This is a genomic window from Streptomyces sp. NBC_01750 (assembly GCF_035918095.1).
Lineage (GTDB): Bacteria > Actinomycetota > Actinomycetes > Streptomycetales > Streptomycetaceae > Streptomyces.
Map to the genome: position 1 here is coordinate 3246345 of NZ_CP109137.1, position 12092 is coordinate 3258436.

9 protein-coding genes are annotated in these 12092 nt (G+C 70.5%); 4 read left to right on the plus strand and 5 right to left on the minus strand.

What is annotated here, in order from left to right; genetic code table 11:
* Positions 1-67: 67 nt before the first annotated feature.
* Together OG966_RS14495 and OG966_RS14500 are read right to left on the minus strand one after the other, a co-directional pair.
* Entirely contained in the window at positions 68-817 is a 750-nt protein-coding gene (locus OG966_RS14495) for an ABC transporter permease (protein WP_326650021.1), read from the minus strand.
* On the minus strand, positions 814-1746 hold the full coding sequence (locus OG966_RS14500) for an ABC transporter ATP-binding protein (protein WP_326650022.1): 933 nt from the start codon (positions 1744-1746) through the stop codon (positions 814-816). The genes OG966_RS14495 and OG966_RS14500 overlap by 4 nt, the downstream gene beginning before the upstream one ends.
* A 108-nt stretch (positions 1747-1854) precedes the next feature.
* Between OG966_RS14500 and OG966_RS14505 the strand changes: the two genes are divergently transcribed.
* The 3 genes from OG966_RS14505 (at position 1855) to OG966_RS14515 (ending at position 6037) form a co-directional block, all read left to right on the plus strand.
* Positions 1855-3027: a sensor histidine kinase gene (locus OG966_RS14505; protein ID WP_326650024.1), complete on the plus strand. Its 1173-nt coding sequence runs from the start codon at positions 1855-1857 to the stop codon at positions 3025-3027.
* A 4-nt stretch (positions 3028-3031) separates the two neighbouring features.
* Complete coding sequence (locus OG966_RS14510) at positions 3032-3682, plus strand: response regulator transcription factor (RefSeq protein WP_326650025.1); 651 nt, start codon at positions 3032-3034, stop codon at positions 3680-3682.
* Between the two features lie 321 nt (positions 3683-4003).
* A complete protein-coding gene (locus OG966_RS14515; protein WP_442806806.1) occupies positions 4004-6037 on the plus strand; it encodes a TerD family protein in 2034 nt (677 codons plus the stop codon).
* A 145-nt stretch (positions 6038-6182) separates the two neighbouring features.
* Here the strand turns inward: OG966_RS14515 and OG966_RS14520 are convergent, their stop codons facing one another.
* Genes OG966_RS14520 through OG966_RS14530 form a run of 3 tightly spaced genes read right to left on the minus strand, consistent with a single transcriptional unit; the run spans position 6183 to position 10341 of the window.
* Complete coding sequence (locus OG966_RS14520; protein WP_326650027.1) at positions 6183-7865, minus strand: thiamine pyrophosphate-binding protein; 1683 nt, start codon at positions 7863-7865, stop codon at positions 6183-6185.
* Entirely contained in the window at positions 7862-8830 is a 969-nt protein-coding gene (gene speB, locus OG966_RS14525) for an agmatinase (RefSeq protein WP_326650028.1), read from the minus strand. Before speB ends, OG966_RS14520 begins: the two co-directional genes overlap by 4 nt.
* Positions 8831-8871: 41 nt before the next feature.
* Positions 8872-10341 carry a sodium:solute symporter gene (locus tag OG966_RS14530; RefSeq protein WP_326650029.1) on the minus strand — a complete coding sequence of 490 codons (1470 nt, stop codon included), beginning with the start codon at positions 10339-10341 and terminating at the stop codon, positions 8872-8874.
* A 124-nt stretch (positions 10342-10465) separates the two neighbouring features.
* On the opposite strand from OG966_RS14530, the gene OG966_RS14535 reads away from it, so the two are divergent.
* Positions 10466-12004, plus strand: a complete 1539-nt coding sequence (locus tag OG966_RS14535) for a PucR family transcriptional regulator ligand-binding domain-containing protein (protein WP_326650030.1) — start codon at positions 10466-10468, stop codon at positions 12002-12004.
* Positions 12005-12092: the final 88 nt, after the last annotated feature.

Genomic DNA, 12092 nt, shown 5'->3' on the forward strand with positions numbered 1-12092 from the left:
CGTGACGTCGGCCGGGGGCGACCCCGCTGCCCGGTGCGGCCCGGAGAGCCTGCCGGACGATCGCCCCTCAGGCGTCCCGGCGGTGCAGCGACTGCCAGCCCGCCCAGAGCGCCGCCGCGACCCAGAGTCCGAGGACCCCGAGCCCACTCCACGGCCCGAGCATGCCGGTGGACTCCTGCAGCAGCACCTGCTGGCCCGCCCGGTCGGGCAGGAACTCGACAATGCCGCCGTCCTGCGAGATGTCCCCGATCACGAACGACAGCATGAGCAGGAACGGTATGAGGATGCCCATGACCGCGGGCCCGCTGCGCAGCACTGCCGCAAGTCCGGCCGAGAACAGAGTGATCAGCGCCAGATAGATCCCGCAGCCGACGACGACGCGCAGGGCGCCCGGGTGCCCGAGGCCCACGCCCTGGTCACCGAGGAACTCCTGGCCGGCCAGGAAGCAGGTCAGACTCGTGGCCAGTCCCACGAGGAGCGCCAGGCCTCCGATGACGGCGAGCTTGGCCGCGTAGAAGACACCTCTGCGCGGGACGGCGGCCAGCGAGATACGGACGGCACCGCTCCTGTACTCCCCCGCGACAGCCAGCGCGCCGAAGCAGATGGCCGCGACCTGGCCGAAGTTGAGGCCGAAGAACGAGGAGCGGAGCGGGTCGAAGTCGGGTTTGCCGGTTTCCTCGGTGCCGAGCGTCGCGCACATCAGCAGCGAGAAGGCGACGGTGGCGAGGAAGACGGACCCGAGCGTTGCGCCGAGGGAACGTGCGGAGCGGATCTTGAGCCACTCGGAGTGGAGAACGGAGGTGATGGACACGGTCATACCTCCTGGGCCACGGCCGGACGGGGTGCGTCGAATTCGGTCTCGTCCGCGGTGAGCGCGAGATAGGCCTCTTCCAAAGTGGCCTCTTCATCGGCGAGTTCAAGGATCGGGATGCCCTCGTGAGCGGCGAGCGGCCCGATGTCCTCCACCCTGGCGCCTTCCACGGTCCAGCGGCCGTCCTCGTCCTCGACGTGGGTGAAGCCCTTGCCCGTCAGGGCCGTGCGCAGCCGCTCGCTCTCGGTGGTGCGCAGCCGCACCCTCGGTGTGGTCCGGGCGTTGATGAAATCCTGCATACCGGTGTCGGCGAGCAGCCGGCCCCTGCCGAGGACGACGAGATGGTCGGCGAAGGAAGCGGTCTCGTTCATCAGGTGGCTCGAGACAAGAACGGCCCTGCCCTCGCGGGCCAGTTGCCGCATCAGTTCGCGAATCCAGATGATGCCCTCGGGGTCGAGTCCGTTGGACGGCTCGTCCAGCATCAGTACCGCGGGGTCGCCGAGCAGGGCAGCGGCGATCCCGAGGCGCTGGCGCATGCCGAGCGAGAACGTCTTGATCCGCCGGCCCGCGACGCCCGCTATCCCGGCCTGCTCGAGCACGGCGTCCACGCGGCCGGCCGGGATCCGGTTCGCGGCGGCGAGGATGCGCAGATGGTCGCGGGCGGTACGGGAGCCCGGCGCAGCCTGTGCGTCGAGCAGAGCGCCGACGTGGCGCAGCGGCTCCTCGATCGCGGCGTACGCCCGTCCGCCGATGGTGGCGGTGCCGGAGGTGGGCCGGTCCAGGGCGAGGACGAGACGCATGGTGGTGGACTTGCCGGCGCCGTTGGGGCCGAGGAAGCCGGTGACCCGGCCGGGCCGCACGCTGAACGTCAGCCGGTCCACGGCCCGGATCGTCCCGTACTCCTTGGTCAGGTCTGTGACGTCGATGCTGGTCATGGCTCCAGCGTGGCCGCCGGACGGGGGCCGGGGCCTCCCCCGCCGGTGGGGACCGGCTCCCCCGTGCGGGGGAGCCGCCGGGGACCGGGGCGCTGGCACGATGACGGAATGCACCGCTTCCTGCGCCCGCTGACCCGATCGGTGACGTACACCCGCTGGCTCCACCTCTTCATCGGCGTGATCGTCTGGGGCATGTGGCTGTTCGTCGACACCGAGCGGCCGTATGTACCGGTCGTGCTGCTGGGACTGCTGGGACTCATTCCGGCGGTGCGGCTGGCCGAGGGGCTGCAGGCACGGCTGCTGCTTTCCCCGCACGGATACGCGGAGTCGGCTTCGGGTATCGCCGCGGAGTCGTCCGCCACCTGGGCCGACCGGTGGCGCACGGCTCTGTGGATGGAGATCCGGCTGGCGCTGGGCCTGCTCACCGGATTCCTCACGGCGGACCTGCTCGGGCTGTCCGTGGATCTGGCCATGGCCGCGGCGGGCGGCGGCACGGGCGAGGGCGAGCTGGTCGACGTGCCGGGACATCACTGGTGGTACGCGCTGCTCGTGCCACTGCCGATCGTCGCTCTGCTGGCGGTCGTTGTGGGACTCGGAAAGCTGATCACGGCCATTGCGCGGCGACTGCTCGGCCCGTCGGCCGCGACGCTGCTCGCCGCCCTGGAGGAGCGCACCGAACAATTGCTGGAACGGAACCGGATCGCCAGGGAGCTGCACGACTCGATCGGGCACGCACTGACGGTGGCGGTTGTGCAGGCGGGTGCGGCCAGGGCGGCGGGCAGTGCGGAGTTCACCGACCGGGCACTGAACGCCATCGAGGAGACCGGCCGCGCGGCGCTGGAGGACCTGGAGCGCGTACTGCTGGTGCTGCGCGAATCCGGACAGCCCGTGAGCCGGCGTCCGACACTCACCGACGCGGACCGGTTGCTGGAGTCGGCGCGCGCCTCCGGCGCCACGGTCGACTCCGCGGTGACGGGCCCGGTGGAGCAGGTCCCGGGCCCTGTCTCCCGGGAGGGCTACCGCATCGTCCAGGAGGCGCTCACCAATGTGCTCCGGCACGCGGGTCCGGTGAGGACGCGCGTACGGATCGCCGTCACCGACGGCCGGCTTGAGCTGGAGGTGACCAACCCCCTTTCGGGACCGGTCACTTCAGCCGCCCGCGGCAGCGGGCTGCGCGGCATACGCGAGCGTGCGGCGCTGCTCGGCGGGAAGGCCGACACCGGTCCGTACAACGGTGAATGGAGGGTGCACGTGGGGCTTCCACTGGACGGCCTACGCTGACCGGGTGCCGATCACAGTGCTGCTTGTCGACGACGAACCTCTCGTACGGGCGGGGCTACGAGCCGTGCTCGAGGCCCAGCCGGACATCGAGGTGGTCGGCGAGGCGGCGGACGGCGCCGCCGTGATCCCCCTGGTTCGGCAACTGCGGCCCGATGTGGTGGCGATGGACGTCCGTATGCCGCTACTCGACGGCATCGAAGCCACCCGCGCCGTACTGCGTACCGTCGACGATCCGCCCAAGATCCTTGTCATCACGACCTTCGAGAACGACGAGTACGTCTACGACGCCCTGCGGGCGGGCGCCGACGGCTTTCTCCTCAAGCGGGCGCGCCCCGCGGAGATCGTGCACGCGGTGCGACTGGTCGCGGAGGGCGAGTCACTCCTCTTTCCCGCGGCGGTCCGCTCCCTGGCAACGGAATACGGCAGCCGGACCGCCCGCGCGGCGATGGAGCGTGCGGCGCTGACCGAACGGGAGGCGGCGGTGCTGAGGCTGATGGCCCGGGGACTGTCGAACGCGGAGATCGCCGGTCAGCTCGTGGTCGGCACCGAGACGGTCAAGTCTCATGTCAGCGCCGTGTTGTCGAAGCTGGGCGCGCGGGACCGCACGCAGGCGGTGATCGCCGCGTACGAGTCGGGGTTTGTGGCTCCGGCTTGACGGTGGGACAGCGACCGGGGTGCCGACCCAGGCCGGGCGGGTGGGGCGGCGGCCCACCCCCGCCGGGTTGCCCTCCGGATGCAGTTCCCGTGAGCCTGGCCGGTGCCCACGGCTCGGCGCTCAGCAGCAGACGGGGAGTCCGAAGATTCGGCTGCCCGTTCCTTGGCCGCCCCTTTCTTCACATCATCTCCTCGTGCGCCGGCTGCGAGCGCTACGGTTCCTTCGTCGCACCGAGTGCGAGCTACGTCACAGATCGACATGTTGCGGCTGCTGGGGCCTGTCCGGAGGCGGCCGCACGTCTGGGGGAACGGCATGCGCGAAATGGCCAAGGGTTCCAATGTCGGCCTGGCAGCCCTGAGCGATGACACCGGTTCAGTGATCGTGAGTCTGCGCTGGAGCAGTGCGACAGGGGACGGGGACGCGGATGTGTCCGTGCTGCTGCTGGACGGCAACGGCAAGGTGCGCAGCGACGCCGACTTCTTCTTCTACAACAACCCCGCCGCGGCCGACGGCAGCGTGCAGTTGCTGGGCAAGACGCCGACCGACAGTGGCAGCGAGGACCGCATCAGCCTCGATCTGACCGCAGTGCCCCGGGATGTCGAACGCATTGTGGTGGCAGCCAGTCAGTACGGCGGTTCCTGCTTCGGTGAACTGGACGACCTGCGGGTCACGCTCGCCGATCGTAGTGGCGAGGCTCTGCTCGGGTTCTCCATCACCGACGCCGGCGTCGAGAGCGCATTCATCTTCAGTGAGCTGTACCGACGGGGCGAGGAGTGGAAGTTCCGGGCAATCGGCCAGGGCTACGAGACCGGGCTGGCAGGTCTGGCCACGGACTTCGGCATCGATATCGATGACGCGAGCGATGACGACGCCGTGGACGGACCCGCGGTGGAGCAGGTACCGAAGGCCGATGAGCCCCGGCCGCCCGCCGGCGAGTCGACGGCGGCTTTCCCCACGCAGTCGGCAAGCGGCGCGGAGCCGGTCGGGGTTGAGCCGCCGGCAAGGAGGGCCCGCGGCCCTCGCACCGCCAAGAAGAAGGTCACATTGCCCAAGGTGGCCAAGAAATCCCTCGCCGAGAACGACTCGTGGAGGCCTGCCCGGCTCTTCCCCGTGCCGTCGCTCAAAAGCGACAAGGAGCGCGAGCTGCGAGCCACTTCCGTCCTGCTTTCGGTGATGGCCGAAGTACCGGAGTTGGGGCGTCGCCTCACCGCTGCTTTCGGAGCACCCGCCGGCCGTATGCAGACCTTCACCGAGGTCACGCTGCCGCACGGAGACACCCCCAAGCGCCCGGACGGTGTCATCCGTGTGGAGCGTGCGGGCAAGCTGTGGACCGCGCTGGTCGAGACGAAGACAAACGGGAACGCGCTCAAGGCGGAACAGGTCCAGAACTACATGGACATTGCCGCCCGCCGCGGATACGAAGCAGTCATCACTCTCTCCAACGACGTTGCCCTGGAAGGCAGTCCGCTGGTGGACGTCAGAACCGACGGGCGGCGCAAGCACAAGGTCGCACTCTGGCATCTGTCCTGGGCCGAAGTGGCTCACCAGGCACAGATGCTGATCCGCCATGAGGGCGTCGGCAATGCCGCCCATGCCTGGCTCCTGCAGGAATTGCTGCACTACCTTCAGCACGAGAATTCCGGCTGCCACGGCTTTCAGAACATGGGGCCGGCCTGGGTGCCCGTACGGAACGGCATCGATACGGAAACCCTCTGCCAGGGCGACCGACGTGCCGTGGAGGTCGTCGAGAGCTGGGAGCGGCTCATCCGCCAGGTCTGTCTGCGCCTCGGCGGCGAACTCGGCCAGAAGGCCCTGCCGGTACAGCGCGCCAAGCGCGGCTCCGATCCGCACTCCCGGCGTGCCGTACTCGCCGACCGGCTGTGCGACGAAGGCCGTCTGACCTCCGAGCTGCGCATCGACGGTACGCCGGGCGTTCTCGCGATCACGGCGGATCTGCGGACCGCCAGACTTCGCACATCCATCGAAATCCAGGCCCCGGAGGGGAGTTATCCCCTCACCTCGGCCAAGCGCCTGATCCGACTGCTGGCCGAGGCACCTGCGGACCTCCATGTCGAGACTCTCGTCGAGGGCGGCAACGGTCCACGCGGCACCCTGGAACGGCTACGGCCCGAACCTGCCGACATGCTGCCCAAGGACGGCGCACGGACGACCGGATTCCGGCTGTCGTTGTTCAAGGGCATGGGTGCCACTCGTGGCAGCGCCGAGTCCGGGTTCATCCGCAGCGTCGACGAGTCCGTGGACCGGTTCTACGCGAGCGTCGTCGCTCAGCTGATCTCCTTCGAACGACGCCCGGGAAGCCGCTCACAGCCCGCGGAACCGGCTGCCGTCGGCTGATTCCGGTCTTCGGCGCGGACGACGAGTACGACGGCGGATCCGTCCCGTTCGCTCAGGTCCGTCCGTAGCCGTGGCAGACCTGCGCCCCGCCGCTCCACGGGGGAAGGAGCAGCAGGGCGCAGGAGTCAGGGGGCGGGCGGGGAGCTCAGAGGTGCGTCGGGGCGAACATGCGGAGGACCGCCGGGAGCACGACCACCGAAGGGCCCGGCTCCGTGAAGGACTTGGCCAGGTCCTCGGTCAGCGACTCCGGAGTCGTACGGACCGCCGGGACCCCGAAGGACTCCGCCAGTGCCACGAAGTCCGGGCGGGACAGCTCCGTCGCCGTCGCCTCGCCGAACGCGTCCTCCATGTACTCGCGCAGGATGCCGTAGCCGCCGTCGTCCACGATCAGCCATGTGACCGGGAGGTCGTACTGGCGGGCCGTCGCCAGCTCCGCGATCGAGTACATCGCGCCGCCGTCGCCGGAGACCGCGAGGACCGGACGAGTACGGTCCGCCGCCGCGGCGCCCAGCGCCGCCGGGAAGCCGTAGCCGAGGCCGCCCGCGCCCTGGGCCGAGTGCATGGTGTTCGGGAAGCGGGCGTCGAAGGCCGACCAGGCCCAGTAGGCCAGGATCGTCATGTCCCAGAAGCTCGGGGACATGTCCGGCAGGGCCTCGCGGACGGAAGCCAGCAGCTGCTGTTCCAGGGTGAGTTCCTGGGACGCGATGCGTGCCCGGACCTGGGTCAGGACCGTGCGCACGGACTCGGCCGCGGCCGGATCCTCGCGCTCCGCCACCGTCTCCAGCAGCGCCGACAGCGCGAGGCGCGCGTCGGCGTGGATGCCGAGGCCCGCGTGGTTGGACTCCAGCTTGCCGGCGTCCGCCTCGATCTGGATGACCCGGCCGCGCGGGGCGAACGTGTGGTAGTTCGAGGACAGTTCACCCAGACCGGAGCCGACCACGAGCAGGACGTCCGCGGATTCGAGGAAGTCCGTGGTGTGGCGGTCCTCCAGCCAGGACTGGAGCGAGAGCGGGTGCTCCCAGGGGAAGGCGCCCTTGCCGCCGAAGGTGGTGACGACGGGCGCGTCGATCTTCTCCGCCAGGGCGAGCAGCTTTCCGCACGCGTCGGAGCGTACGACTCCGCCGCCCGCGATGATCGCCGGTCGTGATGCGTTGGACAGCAAGTGCGCAGCCACGGCCGTCAGTTCGGGGCGCGGTACGACCTCCTGCGGCGTGGCGTCCATGGCCGTGACGACCGGCAGGGTAGTCTCGGCCAGCAGCACGTCCTGCGGGATTTCGACCCAGACCGGGCCGTGCGGGGCCGTCAGCGCCGACTGCCAGGCCGCGGCGACCGCGGACGGGATCTGCGAGGCCGTACGGACGATGTGCACGGACTTCACGATGTCGCGGAACGACGCCTGCTGGTCGCGCAGCTCGTGCAGATAGCCGTGGCGGCCGCCGCCGAGACCGGGCGTCGGGACCTGGCTGCCGATGGCGAGCACCGGCGCGGAGGCCGCCGCCGCCTCCTGGAGCGCGGCCAGCGACATCAGCGCGCCGGGACCGGTCGAGAGCAGCAGCGGTGCGACCTGGCCGGTGACCCGGCCGTAAGCGTCGGCGGCGAAGCCCGCGTTGTTCTCCACACGCAGCCCGACGTACTCCAGCTGCGAGCGGCGCAACGCGTCGAACATGCCGAGCGCGTGCTGGCCCGGGAGGCCGAAGATCGTGGTCGCGCCCAGGCCCTGGAGGCTTTCCACGACGAGGTCGCCGCCGTTGCGGCCGGGCGCCGGGTTCAGCGCGGCCGCGGTCTGGGCCTCGGTGGGGCGCAGTACGAGGTCGTGATCGTGCGTCACTTGGCGCGCCCCTCGGCGATCTGGCGGGACATGATCGTGGTCAGCTCGTACGCCGTGTGGGACGCGGCGACCGAGGTGATCTCGGCGTGGTCGTACGCGGGCGCGACCTCGACGACGTCCGCCGAGACGAGGTTGCAGGAGGCCAGGCCGCGCAGGATCTCGAGGAGTTCGCGGGAAGTGAGGCCGCCGGCCTCGGGGGTTCCGGTGCCGGGCGCGTGCGCCGGGTCCAGTACGTCGATGTCGATGGAGATGTAGAGCGGCCGGTCGCCGATGCGCTGGCGCAGCTGGTCGGCGACCTCGTCGGCGCCACGCCGGTAGACGTCGGCCGACGTCACGATGCCGAAGCCCATCTTCGCGTCGTCGGTGAGGTCCTGCTTGCCGTACAGCGGACCGCGGGTGCCGACGTGGGAGAGCGCCTCGGTGTCCAGGATGCCCTCCTCCACGGCCCGGCGGAACGGGGTGCCGTGCGTGTACTCGGCGCCGAAGTACGTGTCCCAGGTGTCCAGGTGCGCGTCGAAGTGCAGCAGCGCGACCGGGCCGTGCTTCTTGGCCACCGAGCGCAGCAGCGGCAGCGCGATGGTGTGGTCGCCGCCGAGTGTCATCATCCGCGCGCCGGTGCCCAGCAGTTCGTCGGCCGCGGCCTCGATCGTGTCGACTGCCTCGTTGATGTTGAACGGGTTCGCGGAGATATCACCCGCGTCCGCGACCTGCGCGAGTGCGAAGGGCGAGGCGTCCTGCGCCGGGTTGTACGGGCGCAGGAGCCTCGACGCCTCACGGATGGCGTTGCCGCCGAAGCGCGCTCCGGGACGGTAGGAGACCCCGGAGTCGAAGGGAACGCCGACCACGGCGACATCGGCGCTGCCGACCTCGTCGAGCCGGGGCAGCCGGGCGAACGTCGCGGGTCCGGCGTACCGCGGAATACGGGACGAGTCGACCGGGCCACGCGGCTGCTCGTTGCTGCTCATATCAATTGCCTTCTTTCCTACGCTTCGTTGCGCTTTCGACTCTAGCTGTTGACGGCGACGGGTTCGGCCGGGGCCTCTTCCTCGTCGGCGCCGCGGCCCGCGAGTCGTTCGCGCCAGTTCGCCAGGGTCGCCGCGTCCGTCGGCCGGGTCGCCAGGGAGACGATCACGTACGCCGCCAGCGACAGCAGCAGTCCGTAGTAGACGGGCTGGTTGGCGAGGATTCCGTACGACGCCATCAGGCCGATGACCGAGAGGCCGCCGACGGTGACCGAGGCCAGCGCGCCGTACACGGTGCCGCGCTTCCACAGCAGACCGCCCAGGATCGGCACCAGCAGACCGCCGACGAGCAGGTTGTACGCGACCGTCAGCGCCTCGATGACGTTGTTGAGCGCGATGGCGATACAGATGACCGCGATGCCCATGATCAGGATGAAGACGCGGTTGCCCTTCACCTCGTCGTGGTCGTCGCCCTTGCGGGAGGCCAGTCCCCGCACTCGCGACCAGATGTCGTTGTTGGCGACGGTGGCGCAGGCGATGAGCGCTCCGGAGGACGTCGACATGACGGCGGCGAGGGCCGCGGCCAGCACCAGACCGCGTACGCCCATGGGCAGTTCGTCCTTGACGATGGTCGCGAAGGCGTCGTCGGCGTTGGGCAGCTTCGGGTAGATGACCTTGGCGGCGGTGCCGATGACGGCGCCGGCCAGGGCGTAGACGAGGCAGTACGTACCGGCGACCGTGCCGCCGTACCGCGCGACCTTGTCACTGCGCGCCGTGAACACCCGCTGCCAGATGTCCTGGCCGATCAGCATGCCGAAGGTGTAGATCAGGACGTACGTGAAGATCGTCTCGCCGCCGATGCCCAGCGGGTCGAAGTACTCGGTGGGGAGCTTCGCCTTCATCTCGCTGAAGCCGCCGGCCTTGACGACCGCGATGGGCAGCAGGAGCAGGAGCACACCGACCGTCTTCACGACGAACTGCACCATGTCGGTGAGGGTGATCGACCACATGCCGCCGAGCGTCGAGTACGCGACGACGATCGCGCCGCCGAGGATGATCGAGGCTGTGCGGTTGAGGTCGAAGAGGACGTCGAAGATGGTGGCGTACGCGATCGTGGAGGTGACCGCGAGCATCAGCGTGTACGCCCACATCACGACGCCGGAGATGAGACCGGCCTTGCCGCCGTAGCGCAGGTCGAGCATCTCGGAGACGGTGTAGACCTTCAGCCGGGCGATGCGGGCGGAGAAGAACACCGAGAGGGCGAGGAGACCGAGGCCGATGGTGAAGACCATCCACGCGCCGGAGAGACCGAACTTGTAGCCGAGGCCGACGCCACCGATGGTGGAGGCGCCACCCAGAACGATGGCCGCCATGGTGCCGGAGTACATCGAGGGGCCGAGTCGGCGGCCCGCAACCAGGAACTCACTCTTGGACTTGGCGCGGCGCATGCCCCACCAGCCCATGCCGAGCATGCCGGCCAGATAAACGACGATCACTGCGTAGTCGACAGCCATCGGCTTCCTTCCGTCTCGTCCCCCGGGTCCTCAGTCCTTGTGCGAGACGACGCTAGGTGGCTGGAAAGCAACGCTGAAGTGTACGTTTTATCCATTCTCAACGCCACCGATGGATGGACCATCCATGCCGGAGTCTGCAGCAGCCCCACCAACCACACCTGTCCCCCTCGCCGCGCTGCTCGCCCGCGAGGATCTCGGCCTGCGCCAGATCGCCGGGCCGGAGGCGGGCACGGTGCTGCACTGGGTGCACACCTCGGAGATGGAGGACCCCTATCCGTATCTGCTCGGCGGCGAGCTGCTGATGAGCGCCGGGGTGCTGCTGAAGGACCCCGACAGGTATGTGTCGCGCATCGTGCAGGCGGGCGCCGCGGCACTCGGCTTCGGCGTCGCGCCGGTGTACGACACCGTCCCGGCCGCGCTGATCGAGGCATGCGACCGGCACGGCCTGCCGCTGCTGGAGATCCCGCCGAAGACGACGTTCACGGCGGTGGCCCGCGCGGTGTGGCGGCTGATGGCCGAGGCCCGTCACCGGGAGCTGCGCCGGGTGACCCAGGCCCAGCAGGGCCTCGCCACGGCGGCGGCCCGCGCCGACCCGGTCCCGGCGGTCCTCCATCAGCTGGCGGCAAGGCTGGGCGGCCAGGCGGTGCTGCTCGACGCCTCGGGCACGGAACTGTCGGCCGCGGGCCGCGCCCCGGGCCCGGAGGCGCGGGCGGCGCTCACACGGCTGGCGCAGGTGGTGAACCCGTCGTCGGCGGCCACGGAGGAGGGCGCCCACCCCACGCCTGCCCGGACCGAGGGGACACGCCCCGACCCCGCCGCGCGGCGGGGCCCGGCGGACGGCGGGGAGACCAGCCGACTCGCGCCGGCGTCCGCCAGTGACGCCGTCGGCGGGACCCATCTCTCCGCCTACGCCCTCGGCGGCAGCCAGGGCCTCGTCCTCGGCCTCGCCACTCCCCTCCGTGAGCCCGGCGACCACACCGTCGCCGGCGTCGCCGTCGTACTGCTCTCGCTGCTGACCGCGCCCCACCAGGGCGCCGAAAGCACCGGGCGCAGTGCCGCTCTCGTACGGCTGCTGCTCGGCGCGCGGCCCGCCGAGACCGCGCCGCTGCTGGGAGCCGAGCGGTGGATCGTCGTGCACGCGCGCGGCGAGCGCGGCACCCCCTTCGCCGCGTCCGCGCTCGGCGCCGGACTCGGCAGCGCGCTCGTCGACCCGGCCGATGACGGCACCGTACGGATCCTGCTCCCGGCCGACCGCGAGGTGACCCCGCAGCCGGGCTGGGTGCTCGGCGTGAGCGCCCCCGTCGGCCCCGAGGAGCTCGGTGCCGCCGACACCCAGGCGGCCAGGGCCGTCCACCGGGCCGCAGCCACCCGCACCGATCTGGTCAGACATCGCGGCACCTCGCTGACCGCGCTGCTCTCGCCCGACGAGGCCGCCGCCCACGCGCGGATGCGTCTCGCACCGCTCGCCGATTCCCCCGCGCTGGTCGAGACCCTGCGCAGCTGGCTCTCCCTGCACGGCAGCTGGGACCGCACGGCGGCGGCGATGGAGGTCCACCGCAACACCGTCCGCCAGCGCATCGCGCGCTGCGCGACGCTGCTGGACGAGGACCTGGACGACGCCGACGTACGGATGGAGCTGTGGTTCGCGCTGCGCTCGCTGTGAGACGCCGGCTGTGACGCGGATGACCATCCCGGACTCTGGACAGCCTCTGTGACCCACGGGTAACTTTAATGTGAGCAAGCGCTTAGTC